The sequence below is a fragment of the Methylobacterium sp. NPDC080182 genome (genome assembly GCF_050281105.1).
Taxonomy (GTDB): Bacteria; Pseudomonadota; Alphaproteobacteria; order Rhizobiales; family Beijerinckiaceae; genus Methylobacterium.
On the sequence record NZ_JBNNWO010000015.1, the window covers coordinates 65762 to 81330 of the forward strand.

The following is a 15569-nucleotide window of genomic DNA, read 5'->3' on the forward strand; positions in this document are numbered from 1 at the left end:
CGGACCTACCACGGCGCCGACCTGCGCCGCCTCGTCGAGACCCGGGCGCGGACGCTCGGGTTCTGCGGCCTGCGCGTGACCCGACCCGACCGGCTGCCCGACCTGCCCGGCCGCCTGTCCGCCTGGCTCGCCGAGGGCGCGCAGGGCACCATGGACTGGATGGCGGAGCGGTCCGATCAGCGCGCCAGCCCGATCGCGCTGTGGCCCGGTCTGCGCAGCATCCTGGTCCTGGCGATGAGCTACCGGCCGGAGCACGATCCCCTCGACCTCGTGGCGCGTCGCGACCGCGGTGCCGTGGCCGCCTACGCGCAGCGGCGGGACTATCACGAAGTTTTGAAGGGCCGCCTGAAAGAACTGGGTGGGTATCTGTCGGCCAAGGGCGACGTGCGGGTGAAGGTCTTCTGCGACACCGCCCCCGTCATGGAGAAGACCCTGGCGGAGGCGGCCGGCCTCGGCTGGCAGGGCAAGCACACGGTGCTGATCTCCCGCGGGCACGGCAACTGGCTGCTCCTCGGCGCGATCTACACGAGCGCGGAATTCGAGCCCGACCCGCCGGAGCCCGACCGTTGCGGCTCGTGCCGCGCCTGCCTGGACGTCTGCCCCACCGACGCCTTCCCGGCGCCCTACCGGCTCGACGCCCGCCGCTGCATCTCGTACCTGACGATCGAGCATGCCGGGCCGATCCCCCCGGCGTTCCGGGAAGCGATCGGCAACCGGGTGTTCGGCTGCGACGATTGCCTGGCCGTCTGCCCCTGGAACAAGTTCGCCCGCACCGCGGCGGAGAGCCGGCTCGCCGCGCGGGCGGACCTGGCGGCCCCGGCGCTCGCGGATCTCGCGGGCCTCGACGACGCGGCGTTCCGCACCTTCTTCGCCGGCACGCCGGTGAAGCGCACCGGGCGCGACCGCTTCCTGCGCAACGTCATGATCGCGATCGGCAATTCGGGTGACCCGTCGCTGGCGGAGGCGGCCGTCGCGCGCCTGCGCGACCCGTCTTCACTGGTGCGCGGCATGGCGGTCTGGGCCTGCGGCCGGCTGCTGGCGCCCGAGGCCGTGCGCGCGCTCGGGCGCCAGCACGGCGATTCCGAGACCGACGCCCACGTGCGGGACGAGTGGCGGGCCGCCACCGGCTTGACGGAACCGCGGACGGACGAGACATCCGCGGCATGAACCTCTTCGTCTTCGGGCTCGGCTTCACGGGCCGCCACTTCGCCGAGCGGGCGCGGCCGCGTTTCGGGACCGTCCGCGCCACGGTGACCGACCCCGCGGCCGCCGAGCGCGTCGCCGCGGAGACGGGCTTCGCCATGCGCGCCTTCGGGCCGGAGGCCGACGATCCCCGGATCGCGGCGGATCTCGCCGACACGGACGTGCTCCTCGTCTCGGCGCCCCCCGGCGAGGCCGGCGACCCGGTGCTGGCCCGCTACGCCGACGCCGTCGCGGCGAGCCGGATCCGGTGGATCGGCTACCTATCGACCATCGGCGTCTACGGCGACCAGGGCGGCGCCTGGATCGACGAGACCACGCCGGCGACCCCGCGCAGCGCCCGGTCCAAGGTGCGCGTCGACGCCGAGGCGGCGTGGCTGGCGCTCGGCGCCGCGACCGGCAAGGCCGTGCAGGTGTTCCGGCTCTCGGGCATCTACGGACCCGGGCGCAACCCGATCGTGAAGCTGCGGGAGGGGCGCTCGCAGCGCATCGTGAAGGCAGGGCAGGTCTTCAACCGCATCCACGTCGACGACATCGCCACCACGCTGCTCGCCTCGATCGATCGGCCGCGGCCGGGGGCGATCTACAACGTCACCGACGACGAGCCGACCGCGCCCCAGACCGTGACCGAGCACGCGGCGGCCCTCACAGGCCTGCCGCTGCCGCCCGAGATCGATTTCGAGACCGCCGACCTGTCGCCGATGGCGCGCAGCTTCTACGGCGAGAACAAGCGCGTCCGGAACCGGCTGATCCGCGACGAGCTGGGCGTCGCGCTCGCCTACCCGACCTATCGCGAGGGACTCGCCGCGCTCAAGGACCAGCCCTGATCAGGCCTCGAGGTGGCGCGGCCGGACGAGGCGGCGGAGCAGGCCGTCGCGGGGGCCGACCATCATCGAGGCGACGTAGAGGGCACCGGCCGCCAGCACGATGGCCGGCCCGCTCGGCACGTCGTACCGGTACGACAGGCTGAGCCCCGACACGCTCGCCAGGGCCGCGATCAGCATCGAGACCGGGATCAGGCCGGCCAGGTCGCGGGCCCAGAACCGGGCCGCCACCGCCGGCAGCAGCATCAGCCCCACCGCCAGCAGCGTGCCGAGGGCCTGGAACCCGCCGACGAGGTTCACGACGACCAGCGCCAGGAAGGCGAGGTGGACCGGGCCGCCGCTGCGGCTCACGCTCCGCAGGAACAGGGGATCGACGCATTCCATCACGAGCGGCCGGTAGATCAGGGCCAGGGCCAGCAGGGTCAGCGTGCTGATGCCGCCGAGCAGCCACAGCGCGTCGTCGTCGAGCGCCAGGACCGAGCCGAACAGGAAGTGCATGAGGTCGATCTGCGAGCCGCGCAGGGAGACCAGCAGCACGCCGGCCGCGAGCGAGATGAGGTAGAAGGCGGCGAGGTTCGCGTCCTCCCGGACGACCGTCGCGCGGGTGACGGCGCCGGCCAGGAGGGCGACCGCGAGGCCGGCGACGAGGCCGCCCAGCGTCATCGCCGGCAGCGACAGGCCGGCGACCAGGAAGCCGACCGCGGCGCCGGGCAGGATCGCGTGGCTCATCGCGTCGCTCATCAGGCTCATGCGGCGCAGCGTCAGGAACACGCCGATGGGCGGCGCCGAGACCGACAGGGCGAGGCAGCCCGCCAGGGCCCGGCGCATGAAGCCGAACTCCACGAACGGCGCGAACAGGGATCCGAGCGGATCGGTCACGCGGCGTCCTCGTGATGGTGATGGTCCGCGCCGCCGTGGTCGTGCGCCGCCGCGACGGATCGCGGCCCGGCGCAGATCGCCGCGCCCTCGTCCCAGGCCTCGGACAGGTTGCGGGCGCGCGCGAGGTTCTCGGCCGTCAGGACCCGCGCGGTCGGTCCCCAGGCCACGGGCTCCCGGGCGAGCAGCAGCGTCGTCGGGAAATGCGCGCGGACCTGCTGGAGGTCGTGGAGGGCCGCCACCACGGTCCGCCCCTCGCCGTGCCACGTGCGAATCAGCGCCAGGAGATCGTCCACCGTCCGCGCGTCGATGCCGGTGAACGGCTCGTCGAGGAGCACGACCGGGCAGTCCTGCAGGATCAGACGGGCGAACAGGGCGCGCCGGAACTGTCCGCCCGACAGGGTGCCGATCGGCCGCGCCGCGAAGCCGTCGAGGCCGACCGCGGCCAGCGCCGCCTCGATCGCCGGGCGCCGCCGGGTGAGGCTGCGCCACGCCCCCGCGCGCCGCCAGAGGCCCATGCCGGCGAGATCCATGACGGTGAGCGGGAAGCTCCGATCAATTTCGTCGACCTGCGGCATGTAGGCGAGGGCGCCGGCGCGCTCGATGCGCCCGTCCAGGCAGCGGATCTCCCCGGCCATGCCCTTGAGGAGCGTCGACTTGCCGGCCCCGTTCGGGCCGACGAGGGCGAGCAGGTCGCCGGCCCGCACGGACCCGTCGAGGTGGTGGACCGCGGGATGCCGGTCGTAACCGAGGGTGAGACCGACGAGGCGGATCGGATCCGGGCGCGCGCCGCTCATGTCGCCAGCGCCCAGGCGATGGTCAGCCAGACCAGCGCCGAGAGCAGCGCGGCGAGCGCCAGTCGCAGGCCGATCCCGCTCTGGAACAGCGATCGCCGTGCCGCGTGTCTCGGGCTGGGAATGGTCGGCACGGGGTCCTCGTCGCGCGCTCACGCCGGCGCGGGCACCGCGCGGGGCTACTGGTGCGGTGCTGGGCGGCGGTGATACACTGTAACAAACCCGTGGGACAACCTGCGGATCACGTCTGGAGCGATCATGCACCGTCACGAGGGTCACGACGCGTGCCACGCCGGCACCGGTGACATGCTCGCGCGGGCCGAGGCCCTGTGTCGCGAGCGCGGTCTTCAGTTCACGCCCCTGCGCCGGGAGGTGCTCGAGGCCGTAGCCGAGTCCGCCAAGGCTCAGGGCGCCTACGATATCGCGGAGCGGCTGAGCGCGCCGGGCAAGCGCGTGGCCCCGGTCTCTGTCTACCGCGCCCTCGACTTCCTCATGGAGCAGGGGCTGGTCCACCGGATCGCGAGCCGCAACGCCTTCATCCCCTGCGCGCACGGCCACGCCCCCGGGGAGGGGGTCATCTTCCTGATCTGCCGCACCTGCGGCGGCGTCGACGAGGCCTCGTCGGAGGAAGTCGAGGGCAGCCTGGGGCGCACGCTGGAGCGGGCCGGCTTCACCCCGACCCACAGCATCCTGGAGGTCGAGGGCGATTGCGGCGCCTGCCGGGAGCGGAAGCAGGCCCCCTGAGGCGCCACTTCCAGGGCGGACGGGCGCCGGGTGCCGGTCAGAAGGCGTTCTGGTAGGCGCGGCGCGAGACGACCGTCTGGATCATGATCTGGATGTCGAACCAGATCGACCAGTTGTCGATGTAGTGCAGGTCGCAGGCGACGCGCCGCTCCATGGCGAGGTCGGTCTGCGTCTCGCCGCGGTAGCCGTTGACCTGGGCCCAGCCGGTGATCCCGGGCTTCACGTTGTGCCGGCGGGCGTAGAGGGCGATGCGGCGCTCGAAGCTCCGATCGTGCGCCAAAGCGTGCGGCCGGGGGCCGACCAGCGACATCTCTCCGCGCAGGACGTTGATCAGCTGGGGCAGCTCGTCGAGGTTCGTCCGGCGCAGGATCGCGCCGATCCGGGTGATGCGGCTGTCGTTGCGGGTCGCCTGCCGGAAGGCGGCGTTCGGATCCGCCCGCATCGACCGGAACTTGAAGACGCCGAACGGCTGCTGGTTGAAGCCGTAGCGCTTCTGCCGGAAGAAGACCGGGCCGGGGCTGTCGAGCTTGATCGCCACCGCGATCGCGGCGAGCAGCGGCGACAGCGACACCAGGGCGATGGTCGCCACCGTCAGGTCGAGGGCGCGCTTCAGCATGACCTCGCCGACGTTCAGCGGACGGCGGCCGATGTTGATCCCCGAGACGCCGCCGACCCGGGCGACCTGCAGGTCCGGGAACCGGTCGAGGACCGCGCCGGGACGCAGGTGGAGGGCCGAGGGCACCCGCAGGAAGGCGTCGATGCAGCGCTCGACCTCCGCGGTGTCGGCCCAGGGCACCAGCACGAAGACGTCGTCCGGCCGCAGGAAGCGGACGACGGAGACGGCGAGGTCGAGATCCTCCTGCAACTGGTCGTGGCGCGTGGCCGCGTCGGCGCCGGGATCGACCCGCCGCAGGTAGCTCGTCCCGATGATCCGCGAGCCGAGCTGGTCGACCTCCTTGCCGGCGTAGAAGCGCGCGATGTCCTCCTCGTAGCCCACGAGGTGGATCCGGCTGGCGGTGGCCGATCCCGCGCTCAGCCGCTCGCGCACGAGCCGGCGCACCGCGGCCCGCGCCGCGATGAGCACCGGCAGGCCGGCGGCGAAGATCCCGAGCGAGACGAGCCGCGAGTAATCGTTGGTCGTCTTCGTCATGAAGCTGACGACGAGCACGGCGGCCCAGGCGATCAGCCAGAGCGAGGCCACCCGCTGGACGCCCGGCTTCTGCGCCATCACGTTCTCGAGGCTGTACTCCTCGCGCAGGACGTTCGTGGCGACGATCACCAGCGCCAGCAGCGCCGTTAGCCGCGAGCCGCGGACGAGACCCGCCCACACCGTGCCGTCCTGCGCGAGGACTTGGTAGGCGCATTCGAGGCCCAGCGTGACCGCCACGATCGCCGCGATGTCGGTGGCGGCGAGAGTCATGGACAGGGCGATGCGTGCCAGCGCACGGCCGCGGCGCGGCAGCAGGGCCGACCACACATTGCGGCGGCGCTCCGCCGAGGTCGGCAGCGCCTGAAACGTCTCCGGAAGCCGATCGTGAAACATCTGACCCGCAACGTCCCGTCTTAGTCGGACTCTGTACCAGTCTGAGACACGAAAGGTTTCAGCGCCGCCTGGTGACGGTCACGGAGCAAGCCGCGGGCCCGGCGGGTTCACGATCGCAGTCGCGGATGAGCGCTGCGAGTTAGGGCCTGCTTCCGGAGGAGGCAATACATAGTTAATGCTGAGTGACTGTTCGGCGCAGCCGGCCGTCGCGAGGTTTGACGGGGGACCGTTTTCGCCGGAGCTATTTCAATTCACGCGGGTTTCTTTCATCGCAGTTTCAACCGGATCGGCGCCTCGAATGACCCCGGCCGAAGGGCGGCCGGGGTCCGCCGCGTTCAGACGGCGTCCGCGTCCTGGCGCGCATCGGCCGTCCCGCCGACCGTCTGGATCGTCTCGAAACCCTCGAATTGGGGGTGGCCGAGATACAGGGGCTTGGTCGAGGGCACGCGGCCATGCGCCTTGCGGAACTGCTCGGACCGGGTCCAGGCCTCGAAATCGGCACGCGATCGCCAGATCGTGTGCGAGGCGTAGAGCACGTGGTCCTCGTGCTCGGGGCCGCGCAGCAGGTGAAACTCGACGAAGCCCGGCATCTCGCCGAGGTGGCTGTCGCGCCCGAGCCAGACGGCCTCGAAATCCGCCGTCGCGTCCTTAACGACCTTGAAGCGATTCATCGCGATGAACATGCGTGCCTCCTGCGCGGTACCGAACCTACATGCCCCTGTGGTCCTAAGGGGTACCGCCGCGCGGCGACAAGGCGCACCTCGAAAGCAGCCCTGACCTCCACGTCGACATTTGAGCAACAATGTTGCAAAGATGTGTGGGCTTAAACTAGAAGATGTAACCTTCGACTTGCGAAGCTTGACAACTTGGTGTCCTACTGCGCCGCGGTTCACCTGTGTCGGGATCAGGGCTATAGCCGGACATCGGCACGGAGTACCGGCAACCTGACGTGCAGGACATGCGACTAAGGGGCGGACGGTGAAGCGGCGCGACAGCGAGGCGAAGACACCCCGTCCGCAGGAGGATGCAGCCCACGCCATGGACAAGGATTCCTCCGGCCAGACGATGCCGAAGCAGACGACGGACGTCGATCGCCTCGTCGGCATCCGGATCACAGCGCTGCGCAAGGCTCGCGGCATGAGCCAGACCGCGCTGGGCAACGCGGTCGGCGTGACCTTCCAGCAGGTTCAGAAATACGAGAAGGGCCAGAACCGGGTCGGGGCCGGCCGGCTGCGCGAGATCGCGCGCCTCCTCGAGGTTCCGGTCTCCGCGTTCTTCGAGGAGAACGAGCCGCGCGAGAACGCGCAGGAGGACGTGTTCGGCTTCCTCAGCGCCCACGGCGCCATCGAGCTGCTGCGCGCCTACGCCCAGATCGAGGACGAGCAGATGCGCCGCGACGTGCTCGCGCTGGTCCGCAGCGCCGCGCGACTCGCGCAGAACCGGGGCGCAACCGCGCCGACGACGGATCCGGCCTGACCGGCGCGCGAAACAGGCTTCACCTCGGGGACCTTCGAAGCGGCTGCGCCGAGCCCGGCGTCACGGCGGATCGGTCGCGATCAGGTGGAAGAAGCTGCCGGTGACGGGTCCGACCCGGTGGCCGGCCAGTCCCAGATCGACACCTTCGGCATCCGTCACGCGGGCGAGCGCCGTTTCCTCCGGCGCGATCGGCGAGAGTTCGCTGGCGTAGTGGAATTCGTGGCCGACGAGGCGCGTGCCCGCGGCGCCGAGCAGGCCGGATTCGCAGAGTTGCGCGACGCGATAGCCGAGATGCAGCTTGCGCCGGTGATACGAGGTCGCGACCGGCAGCAGTCCGGCCATGGCATGGGTCGCTCCGTCGGCATCCTGCAACGTCTCGCCCAGGACCATGTAGCCGCCGCACTCCCCGTGGACCGGCCGGGTCCGCGCGAAGCGGCGCAGCCCGTCCAGGAAGCGGGTCGCGCCGGCGATCGGGCCCGCGTGCAGTTCCGGATAGCCGCCCGGCAGCCAGCAGACGTTGCAATCCTCGGGCGGTCCCTCGTCGGCCAAGGGCGAAAACGGCACGAGCTCGGCGCCGGCCATCCGCCACCCGGTCTCGAGATGCGGGTAGAGGAAGCTGAACGCCGCGTCCCGCGCGACCGCCACGCGCTGTCCGGGCGGCCGGGGCAGGCGGCCACCGGAGGGCGGTACGGTGCCGCTCGCGCAGGCCGTCACGGCGTCGAGGTCGATGCCCGCCTCCGCGAGGTCGGCGAGCCTGTCGAGGCGCGCGGCGAGATCCGCGGTCTCGCCGGCCTGCACGAGCCCCAGGTGGCGCTCGGGCAGGACGAGCTGCGCGTCGCGCATCAGCGCGCCGAGCACCGGCAGCCCCGCGCGCTCCATGCCGGCTTCGACGAGGCGCCGGTGACGGGCGCTCGCCACCTTGTTGAGGATCACGCCGGCGATCCGGATGCGGGGATCGTAGAGCTTGCAGCCGAGCGCCACGGCGGCCGCCGATTGCGCCGCGCCCGACACGTCCACCACGAGCACCACCGGCCAGCCGTAGCGCGCGGCGATGTCGGCGTTCGCCCCGGTGCGGTTCTCGGCCGCCCGGACGCCGTCGAACAGGCCCATGGACCCCTCGGCGATCAGCAGATCGGCCGCCGCCGCCGTCGCGCCCGCCAGCGCGTCGAGGAGCGGCGGCGCCATGGCGAAGCTGTCGAGGTTGAAGCTCGGATGGCCGGTCGCGGCGTGGTGGAAGGCCGGATCGATGTAGTCCGGGCCGCACTTCGCGCCGCGCACCCGCAGGCCGCGCCGGGTGAGGGCGCGCATGAGCGCGAGGGCGACGGTCGTCTTGCCGGAGCTGGAGCGCGGCGCCGCGACGAGGAGGCCGGGGGCGCTCACGACCGCGACCCCACCATGCCGCCGGGCCGGTAGCGCCGGTCGTAGTCGGGCGCGTAGAGGGCGCTCTCGCGGAACTCCGCGGCGCTCAGCGCCGGTCCGACCAGGATCAGGGCGGTGCGCTCCAGACCGGCCTTCGCGACGAGCCCGGGCAGCGCGGCGAGATCGCCCACGAGTGCCCGCTCGTCCGGCCAGGAGGCTCGGAACACCGCCGCCGCCGGGCAGGACGGGCCGTAGAAGGGGATCAGCTCGGCGGCGACGGCCTCGACGACGTGGATCGACAGGTGAATCGCCAGGGTCGCGCCGGTGGCCGCGTAGGCCGCCAGCGTCTCCCGCTCGGGCATGGCGCTCGCCCGCCCGGAGGTGCGGGTCAGGACCACGGTCTGGGCAACGCCCGGGACCGTCAGCTCCCGGCGCAGCAGCGCGGCCGCGGCCGCGAAGGCGGGGACACCCGGCGTCACCGTGTAGGGAATGGCCAGCGCGTCGAGCCGGCGCATCTGCTCGGCCAGGGCGCTCCAGATCGACAGGTCGCCGGAATGCAGGCGCGCCACGTCCTGGCCGGCCGCGTGCGCCGAACGGATCTCCGCCAGGATGGCGTCGAGGTCGAGGGGCGCGGTGTCGACGATCCGCGCTCCGGGCGGGCACCAGCCCAGGATCTCGGGGGCGACGAGCGACCCGGCGTAGAGGCAGACGGGACAGGCGGCGATGCGGTCGCGCCCGCGCACCGTGATCAGGTCGGCCGCGCCGGGGCCGGCGCCGATGAAGTGGACGGTCATGGTTCCCGTGTCGTGTCGTATCGGACGGCCAGGGCGCAAGTGGCGCCGCCGCTCGCGATCCGGGGCAGGGCGAGGCGGCTCCGGGGCCCCGCGCCGGCGAGGGCCGCCGCCTCGGCCAGCGAGCCGACGCCGCGCAGGCGCTCGATCCGCGCCGAGCGGGTGACGACCTCGGCGTCGCGGGCCTCCAGCGCGGCGGCGGCGATGGAATGCGGTGCCAGGCCGAACCGGGCCGTCGCCGCGCGGATCGCCGGGTCCGACGCCCGGTCGTCCGCCGTGGCCACGGCCGCGAGGCTCGACCGCGCGGCGCCGACCAGGACGAGAGCGCGCTCGATCAACTCCGCGATCTCCTCGGCCTCGGTGCCCCGGCGGAACCCGATGCCGGCGACCAGCGCTCCGGTCACGGCTTGGTCCAGGCCCACTGGATCACCGTCATGGCCGGGCGCCAGCCGTGCATTCCCCCGACCGGGCTCGCCCGCTCCACGCCGTAGCGGCGCAGGCTCCCGCCATGCGCCGCGAAGGCCGCGAGCAGCGCGGCCTCGCCCTCGAGGGTCACGGCGTTGGCGACGCAGCGACCGCCGCCCGGCAGCGCTGCCAGCACGGTCGCGAGGACCCCCGGCTCCGAGACGCCGCCGCCGATGAAAACCGCGTTCGGCGCGGGCAGGCCGGCGAGCGCGCCCGGCGCCGTGCCGGCGACGACGGCGAGGTCCGGGGCGCCGAGCGCGACGGCGTTGCGGCGGATCCGCTCGACGCGGTCCGGCCTTCCCTCGATCGCGGTGGCGCGCAGGCTCGGGTGGCGCAGCATCCACTCGATCGCGATCGAGCCGGCGCCCGCACCGACATCCCAGAGATGCTGTCCCGGATGCGGGCGCAGCGCCGACAGGGTCAGGGCCCGGATCTCGGACTTGGTCAGCTGCCCGTCATTCTCGAACAGGTCGTCGTCGAGGCCTGGCGCGAGGGGCAGGGCGCGGCCGGCACCCGCCACCGCGAGCGCCACCGTGTTCAGCGGATCGAAGTCGGCGCCGTCGAACGCGTCGGCGCGGAGCGGCCGGACGCGCTCGCGCGGCCCGCCCATCGCCTCCAGCACCGTCAGCGTCGACGCGCCGAAGCCCCGGTCGCGCAGCAGGGCGGCAAGGGCGCCGGGCGTCGTGCCGTCCCACGACAGGACGAGGAGCCGCGCACCCGGCTGGAGATGCGGAACGATCCGGGTCAGTGCGCGACCGTGGAGCGTGACCAGGGCGCACTCGGCGAGCGGCCAGCCGAGCCGGGCGCAGGCGAGGCTGAAGGCCGAAGGCTGCGGGAAGGCGCGGATCTCGTCCGCCGGCACCAGCCGGGCGATCTCGGCGCCGATGCCGTAGTGGAACGGGTCGCCCGTGGCGAGGATGCAGGTCGGCCGGCCACGCCGCGCCAGGATCTCTGGATAGGCCTCGTGGATCGGGCTCGGCCAGGGCTGCGTCTCCGCGTCGAGCGGCCCGGCGAGGGCGAGGTGGCGCCGGCCTCCGTAGACCACGCGGGCGGCGTCGAGCGCGGCGGCGGCGGACGGCGTCAGTCCGGCCCGGCCGTCCTCGCCGATCCCGACGATCGACAGCCACGGGACGCTCGACAGCGGGTCAGCGCTCATGGACAAGGCGCTTATGAACACGCCGCTCCCGATCACCGGCACGATGCGGATCCTGATCCTCGGCGGGACCGGCGAGGCGAGCGCCCTGGTGCGGTCGCTCGCGGGGCAGGCGGATCGCGCCGTGACCCTCTCGCTGGCGGGACGGACGGCGGCGCCGAAGCCCGAGCCGGTCCCGACCCGGATCGGCGGGTTCGGCGGCGCCGAGGGCCTCGCCCGCTACCTGGAGGCCGAGGCGATCACCCGCCTGATCGACGCGACCCACCCGTTCGCCGCGCGGATCTCGGCCAACGCCGCGCGCGCGGCGGCCCTGACGGGCGTGCCGCTCCTCGCGATCCGCAGGCCGGCCTGGAGCCGGGAGCCCGGCGACGACTGGGTCGAGGTCGACGGGATGGAGGAGGCGGTCGCCGCCCTTGGCCCCGAGCCCCGGCGCGTGTTCCTGACGATCGGTCGACAGGAGGCCGGGGCCTTCGCGGCGGCGCCCCAGCACAGCTACTTGGCGCGGACGGTCGAGCCGCTGGGCGGCATCCTGCCGGTGCCGCATCTGACCGCCCTGGAGGCGCGCGGACCGTTCGACGCCGCGTCCGAGACGGCCCTGATGCGGGCGAGCCGGATCGAGATCGTGGTCAGCAAGAACGCGGGCGGCGCGGCGACCTACGGCAAGATCGCGGCGGCGCGCGGCCTCGGAATCCCGGTCGTGATGGTGCGTCGGCCGGGCAAGCCCGACGTGCCGAGCGTCGCGGACGCCGCCGGCGCGCGCGACTGGCTGGACGCGGGCGATCACGCCGATCCCTCGACCTTGCGGGCCGTGTAGACGAAGGGCGCCCGGCCCGCGCGCGGGATCAGCCGCGTCGTCGAGGCGCCCAGGATCACCATCGTGGCCATGTCGGCCGGCACCGCGGGCGCCTCGGCGAGGGTCGCGACGCGGATCGCCTCGTCCGGCCGGCTGACGGCGCGGGCGAACATCACCGGCGTCTCGGGCGCGCGGATCCCGGCCGCGATCTCCAGCGCCGCCCCGAGCTGCCAGGGCCGGGCGGTGGATATCGGGTTGTAGAGCGCCACCACGAAATCCGCGCGCAGCACCGCCTCCAGCCGCGCGGTCACGACCGGCCAGGGTTTCAGGTTGTCCGAGAGCGAGAGCGCGCAGAAGTCGCCGCCGAGCGGTGCCCCGAGCCGGGCCGCGGCGGCGAGCATCGCGGTGATGCCCGGCTCCACCGTGATGGCGAGGTCGCGCCAGCCGGGCTCGCCGTACTCGACCGCCTCGAACACCGCCGCCGCCATGGCGAAGACGCCGGGATCGCCGCCGGAGACGACCGCGACCCGGCGGCCGGAGGCGGCGAGCTGCAGCGCGTGGCGCGCCCGGTCGACCTCCACCCGGTTGTCACTGGCGTGCCGGACGAGGCCGGGCCGCTCGGGCACGCGGGCCACGTAGGGGAAGTAGCCGACGACGTCCTCCGCCGCGTCCAGCGCCCGGCGGGCCGACTCGGTCAGCAGGGCCGCGTCGCCCGGCCCGAGGCCGACGACGGTGAGGCTTCCGCTCACGGTCGCCGGCCCTCTCCGGGCAGGAGCACCATCGAGAAGTAGGGCGCGTCGTCGTCGGCCTTGTCGGCCAGCATCACGACCCGCTCGCCCGCCATCGTGCCGCGCTCCACGTAGACCGCGCGCGCGAGCAGCCCGGCGGCCGACAGGGCGGCCCGGACCTTCGGCAGGTGCCGCCCGAGCTTCATCACCACGGCCGCGTCCGTGCCGCGCAGGCGCTCGGTCAGCGCGTCGAGCGACAGGGTCGCCGGCAGGACGGTGAGGACGTCGTCGCCCCACGTGATCGGCGTGCCGGCCCGGGTCCAGCAGCCCGACATGCCGGTGACGCCCGGAACCACCTCCACGGGGAACCGGTCCTTCAGGCGCCGCCAGAGGTGCATGAACGAGCCGTAGAAGAACGGATCGCCCTCCGACAGGATCGCGACGTCGCGCCCGGCGCCCAGGTGATCGGCGAGCTGCCCGGCCGCCTCGTCGTAGAATCCGGCCAGCGCCGCGACGTAGTCCGGGTGCTCGGGATGGATCTCGGTCGTGTAGGGATAGGCGAGGGCCATCTCGCGGGCCGGGTCGCGCAGGATCGCGTCCGCGATGGTGCGGGCGTTGCCCCGCCGGCCGCGCTTGCAGAAATGCACCAGCACGGGCGCGCGCATCAGGATGCGCTGCGCCTTCACGGTCAGCAGCTCCGGATCGCCCGGGCCCATCCCGACGCCGTAGAGCGTGCCCGTCACCGCGGCCGCGGGGATCTCCTCGGTCGGGCCGTCGAGGCGCTCGAAACCGTCCATCACTCGACCTCGCTGGCGAGCGCGTTGACCGCCGCGGCCGTCATGGCGCTGCCGCCGCGCCGTCCGTGCACGACTACGAACGGCACGCGGCCGTCCCGCGCCAGGGCCTCCTTCGACTCCGCCGCGCCGACGAAGCCGACCGGAATGCCGATCACCGCGGCGGGCGGTGCCACGCCGGCATCGAGCAGCTCCAAGAGGCGGAACAGGGCGGTCGGGGCGTTGCCCACCGCCACGACGCTGCCCGGGAGATGCTCCCGCCACAGCTCCATGGCGGCCGCGGAGCGGGTCGTGCCGAGGCTCTTGGCGAGGTCCGGCACGCGCGGGTCGCCCAGGGTGCAGATCACCTCGTTGCCGGCCGGCAGCCGCGCCCGGGTGACGCCGTCGGCGACCATGCGGACGTCGCACAGGATCGGCGCGCCGGCCTGCAAGGCCGCGACGCCGGCCGCGGCGAAGTCCGGTGCCATCTCCACGTCGGCCGGCAGGTCAGTCATGCCGCAGGCGTGGATCATGCGGACGACGACGCGCTCGGCGGCGCCCGACCAGCGCCCGAGATCGGCCTCGGCGCGGATCATCGCGAAGGAGCGCGCGTAGATCGCGCCGCCGTCGCGGATGTAGTCGTAGCGGGACGGGGACTCGTGGGCCGCGGCCGGCTCCGATCCTGTCTGGCGCAGGGCGTTCTGGCTCGCGCTCATGCCGGTCTCCTGGTCCTCCCGCATGCCGAAGGGGTGATCTCCGGCGCGAATGCGGCGGAGAGCCCGTCGATCTCGGCCCTTCCTAGCCGCTCCAGCACGGCCTCGATAGGGAGATCCATCGCCGGCTCATCGCCGGGCGCGCCCCCGATCACCACGCTGTAGAGGCCGTCGCGGCCGACGAGGGTCAGGTCCGCCGCACCCGGCCGCGCGCAGCCCTTGGCGCAGCCCGAGACGTGCGCGGCATGGCCCGCGGCCGCCAGGGTGCCGAACGCCGCCGCGAGGCGGGCCGCGTCCGCGAGCGTGGGGGTCGATCCGGAGGCGCAGCCCGGCGCCCCCGTGCAGGCCGCGATCGCGCGCCGCGGATCGTCGGGGACGACGATGAACTCCGCCGCGAGCGCCGCCGTCGCGGCTGCCGTCGCGTCGGAGGCGGTGGCCGGCACCAGCAGCACGAAGCCGCGCGTGGGCGAGAGGCGGATCTCGTCGGACCCGATCGCCGCTGCCGTAGCCGCGATCCGGTCGAGGGCGTCGGCAGTACAGCGCCCGAAGGGCGCGTCGACGGCGACGCTCCGGAGGTCGCCTCCGCCCGCCGGACGCGCCGGCTCCCGCTCCGGAGCGAAGCCCCGGTGCGCCTGCGCCGATGCGACGAGAGTTTTTTCTGCCGGAAGTACCTCGGTCAGCACGGTCATTTCGCCGTCCGACAGGTCGCGCATCCGGCGCCGACCGGTCCGCGCGAAGGCGCCGAGCAGGGCCGCCACGTGGCCGGGCGCCGCGTCGTCCGCGCAGCGGAGGAGCGTCCGCGAGGTCTCACCGTGCGCGACCGCGATCGCGACGCGGCCGGGTCCCTCGGCGACGACGCAGAAATCCGCTTCCGGCAGCGCCCGGCCGGGGCGGCCCTCGACAGCGACCAGGGTCTTGGCCGGCAACCCCGGGATCGCGAGCCCCGCGGTCTCGATCGCCCGGGCGAGGGCCGGCACGTCGATCGTCTCGTTCGGGTCGTGGCCGGCCAGGGGGCTCGTGAGCGTCAGGCGCTGGGGGCCGCCATCGGCGCGCACGTCGCCGAGCCCTCGGGCCGCGAGCCAGGTGGCCAGCGGCGCGCGCGTCGCCTCGGAGACGCCGCGGATCTGGAGATTGGCCCGGGCGGTGAGATCCAGGTGCCCGTTCCCGAAGAGCCGCGCGCCCTCCGCCACGGCGCGGGCCTGATCGAGGGTCAGGATCCCAAGCGGCGGGTGGACGCGCGCGAGCAGGCCGTCGCCCGTCGGCATGGGACGCGTCAGACCGGGGCACCAGCCCCGGCGGGCCGGCGCCTTGGGCAGGGCGCGCCGATGCAGGGCCGC

18 protein-coding genes are annotated in these 15569 nt (G+C 73.7%); 5 read left to right on the plus strand and 13 right to left on the minus strand.

The genetic code is table 11. The features are described 5' to 3' along the window. Window positions 1-21: 21 nt before the first annotated feature. Together queG and ACQKQD_RS24530 are read left to right on the plus strand one after the other, a co-directional pair. The gene (gene queG / locus ACQKQD_RS24525) at window positions 22-1167 is read left to right on the plus strand and encodes a tRNA epoxyqueuosine(34) reductase QueG (protein ID WP_427509874.1); all 1146 of its coding nucleotides are present in this window, start codon (window positions 22-24) and stop codon (window positions 1165-1167) included. Continuing rightward, the gene (locus ACQKQD_RS24530) at window positions 1164-2027 is read left to right on the plus strand and encodes an SDR family oxidoreductase (protein WP_427509814.1); all 864 of its coding nucleotides are present in this window, start codon (window positions 1164-1166) and stop codon (window positions 2025-2027) included. Before queG ends, ACQKQD_RS24530 begins: the two co-directional genes overlap by 4 nt. On the opposite strand, the gene ACQKQD_RS24535 is transcribed toward ACQKQD_RS24530, so the two are convergent. The 3 genes from ACQKQD_RS24535 to ACQKQD_RS24545 are packed head-to-tail and all read right to left on the minus strand — an operon-like array spanning window position 2028 to window position 3828. Beyond that, window positions 2028-2852, minus strand: coding sequence for a metal ABC transporter permease (locus ACQKQD_RS24535; protein WP_427509875.1), 825 nt, complete (start codon window positions 2850-2852; stop codon window positions 2028-2030). A 47-nt stretch (window positions 2853-2899) separates the two neighbouring features. Further along, window positions 2900-3697 (minus strand): metal ABC transporter ATP-binding protein, encoded by a 798-nt coding sequence (locus ACQKQD_RS24540; protein ID WP_042672223.1) that lies wholly within the window; start codon window positions 3695-3697, stop codon window positions 2900-2902. Continuing rightward, window positions 3694-3828 (minus strand): hypothetical protein, encoded by a 135-nt coding sequence (locus ACQKQD_RS24545; protein WP_020094646.1) that lies wholly within the window; start codon window positions 3826-3828, stop codon window positions 3694-3696. Before ACQKQD_RS24545 ends, ACQKQD_RS24540 begins: the two co-directional genes overlap by 4 nt. 124 nt (window positions 3829-3952) lie before the next feature. Here ACQKQD_RS24545 and ACQKQD_RS24550 point away from each other — a divergent pair, with 124 nt between their 5' ends. Next, a complete protein-coding gene (locus ACQKQD_RS24550) occupies window positions 3953-4438 on the plus strand; it encodes a transcriptional repressor (RefSeq protein WP_020094645.1) in 486 nt (161 codons plus the stop codon). Between the two features lie 37 nt (window positions 4439-4475). Here the strand turns inward: ACQKQD_RS24550 and ACQKQD_RS24555 are convergent, their stop codons facing one another. Both ACQKQD_RS24555 and ACQKQD_RS24560 read right to left on the minus strand, forming a co-directional pair. Further along, window positions 4476-5981, minus strand: coding sequence for an undecaprenyl-phosphate glucose phosphotransferase (locus ACQKQD_RS24555; RefSeq protein ID WP_427509815.1), 1506 nt, complete (start codon window positions 5979-5981; stop codon window positions 4476-4478). A gap of 335 nt (window positions 5982-6316) precedes the next feature. Then, the gene (locus tag ACQKQD_RS24560; protein WP_042672224.1) at window positions 6317-6664 is read right to left on the minus strand and encodes an antibiotic biosynthesis monooxygenase family protein; all 348 of its coding nucleotides are present in this window, start codon (window positions 6662-6664) and stop codon (window positions 6317-6319) included. Window positions 6665-7019: 355 nt separating this feature from the next. Here ACQKQD_RS24560 and ACQKQD_RS24565 point away from each other — a divergent pair, with 355 nt between their 5' ends. Then, a complete protein-coding gene (locus ACQKQD_RS24565) occupies window positions 7020-7457 on the plus strand; it encodes a helix-turn-helix domain-containing protein (protein ID WP_020094642.1) in 438 nt (145 codons plus the stop codon). Window positions 7458-7517: 60 nt separating this feature from the next. Here ACQKQD_RS24565 and ACQKQD_RS24570 read toward each other — a convergent pair whose 3' ends face one another. The 4 genes from ACQKQD_RS24570 to ACQKQD_RS24585 are packed head-to-tail and all read right to left on the minus strand — an operon-like array spanning window position 7518 to window position 11228. Further along, window positions 7518-8837, minus strand: a complete 1320-nt coding sequence (locus tag ACQKQD_RS24570; protein ID WP_427509816.1) for a cobyrinate a,c-diamide synthase — start codon at window positions 8835-8837, stop codon at window positions 7518-7520. Continuing rightward, window positions 8834-9610, minus strand: coding sequence for a precorrin-4 C(11)-methyltransferase (gene cobM / locus ACQKQD_RS24575; protein ID WP_427509817.1), 777 nt, complete (start codon window positions 9608-9610; stop codon window positions 8834-8836). Before cobM ends, ACQKQD_RS24570 begins: the two co-directional genes overlap by 4 nt. After that, window positions 9607-10029 (minus strand): cobalamin biosynthesis protein, encoded by a 423-nt coding sequence (locus tag ACQKQD_RS24580; protein ID WP_020094639.1) that lies wholly within the window; start codon window positions 10027-10029, stop codon window positions 9607-9609. Before ACQKQD_RS24580 ends, cobM begins: the two co-directional genes overlap by 4 nt. Beyond that, the gene (locus ACQKQD_RS24585; protein WP_020094638.1) at window positions 10008-11228 is read right to left on the minus strand and encodes a bifunctional cobalt-precorrin-7 (C(5))-methyltransferase/cobalt-precorrin-6B (C(15))-methyltransferase; all 1221 of its coding nucleotides are present in this window, start codon (window positions 11226-11228) and stop codon (window positions 10008-10010) included. The genes ACQKQD_RS24580 and ACQKQD_RS24585 overlap by 22 nt, the downstream gene beginning before the upstream one ends. On the opposite strand from ACQKQD_RS24585, the gene ACQKQD_RS24590 reads away from it, so the two are divergent. Continuing rightward, window positions 11227-12039 carry a cobalt-precorrin-6A reductase gene (locus tag ACQKQD_RS24590; RefSeq protein ID WP_020094637.1) on the plus strand — a complete coding sequence of 271 codons (813 nt, stop codon included), beginning with the start codon at window positions 11227-11229 and terminating at the stop codon, window positions 12037-12039. The genes ACQKQD_RS24585 and ACQKQD_RS24590 overlap by 2 nt on opposite strands. Here the strand turns inward: ACQKQD_RS24590 and cobJ are convergent. From cobJ to ACQKQD_RS24610, 4 genes are read right to left on the minus strand one after another with little or no spacing between them, the layout of a single operon-like run. Then, window positions 12006-12767: a precorrin-3B C(17)-methyltransferase gene (gene cobJ / locus ACQKQD_RS24595; protein WP_020094636.1), complete on the minus strand. Its 762-nt coding sequence runs from the start codon at window positions 12765-12767 to the stop codon at window positions 12006-12008. The genes ACQKQD_RS24590 and cobJ overlap by 34 nt on opposite strands. Beyond that, window positions 12764-13543 carry a precorrin-2 C(20)-methyltransferase gene (locus tag ACQKQD_RS24600; RefSeq protein ID WP_020094635.1) on the minus strand — a complete coding sequence of 260 codons (780 nt, stop codon included), beginning with the start codon at window positions 13541-13543 and terminating at the stop codon, window positions 12764-12766. The genes cobJ and ACQKQD_RS24600 overlap by 4 nt, the downstream gene beginning before the upstream one ends. After that, window positions 13543-14235, minus strand: a complete 693-nt coding sequence (locus tag ACQKQD_RS24605; protein ID WP_280142467.1) for a precorrin-8X methylmutase — start codon at window positions 14233-14235, stop codon at window positions 13543-13545. The genes ACQKQD_RS24600 and ACQKQD_RS24605 overlap by 1 nt, the downstream gene beginning before the upstream one ends. Next, window positions 14232-15497, minus strand: coding sequence for a precorrin-3B synthase (locus ACQKQD_RS24610; RefSeq protein WP_427509818.1), 1266 nt, complete (start codon window positions 15495-15497; stop codon window positions 14232-14234). Before ACQKQD_RS24610 ends, ACQKQD_RS24605 begins: the two co-directional genes overlap by 4 nt. Window positions 15498-15569 lie beyond the last annotated feature (72 nt).

Bases quoted from the DNA above. Each gene is read 5' to 3' on its own strand.
- ACQKQD_RS24540 (WP_042672223.1), bottom strand. From the start codon at position 3,697: ATGAGCGGCGCGCGCCCGGATCCGATCCGCCTCGTCGGTCTCACCCTC.
- ACQKQD_RS24585 (WP_020094638.1), bottom strand. From the start codon at position 11,228: ATGAGCGCTGACCCGCTGTCGAGCGTCCCGTGGCTGTCGATCGTCGGG.
- ACQKQD_RS24610 (WP_427509818.1), bottom strand. From the start codon at position 15,497: ATGCCGACGGGCGACGGCCTGCTCGCGCGCGTCCACCCGCCGCTTGGG.
- cobM (WP_427509817.1), bottom strand. From the start codon at position 9,610: ATGACCGTCCACTTCATCGGCGCCGGCCCCGGCGCGGCCGACCTGATC.
- ACQKQD_RS24590 (WP_020094637.1), top strand. From the start codon at position 11,227: ATGGACAAGGCGCTTATGAACACGCCGCTCCCGATCACCGGCACGATG.
- ACQKQD_RS24565 (WP_020094642.1), top strand. From the start codon at position 7,020: ATGGACAAGGATTCCTCCGGCCAGACGATGCCGAAGCAGACGACGGAC.
- ACQKQD_RS24530 (WP_427509814.1), top strand. From the start codon at position 1,164: ATGAACCTCTTCGTCTTCGGGCTCGGCTTCACGGGCCGCCACTTCGCC.
- ACQKQD_RS24535 (WP_427509875.1), bottom strand. From the start codon at position 2,852: ATGCGCCGGGCCCTGGCGGGCTGCCTCGCCCTGTCGGTCTCGGCGCCG.
- ACQKQD_RS24600 (WP_020094635.1), bottom strand. From the start codon at position 13,543: ATGGACGGTTTCGAGCGCCTCGACGGCCCGACCGAGGAGATCCCCGCG.
- ACQKQD_RS24560 (WP_042672224.1), bottom strand. From the start codon at position 6,664: ATGTTCATCGCGATGAATCGCTTCAAGGTCGTTAAGGACGCGACGGCG.
- ACQKQD_RS24555 (WP_427509815.1), bottom strand. From the start codon at position 5,981: ATGTTTCACGATCGGCTTCCGGAGACGTTTCAGGCGCTGCCGACCTCG.
- ACQKQD_RS24550 (WP_020094645.1), top strand. From the start codon at position 3,953: ATGCACCGTCACGAGGGTCACGACGCGTGCCACGCCGGCACCGGTGAC.
- ACQKQD_RS24605 (WP_280142467.1), bottom strand. From the start codon at position 14,235: ATGAGCGCGAGCCAGAACGCCCTGCGCCAGACAGGATCGGAGCCGGCC.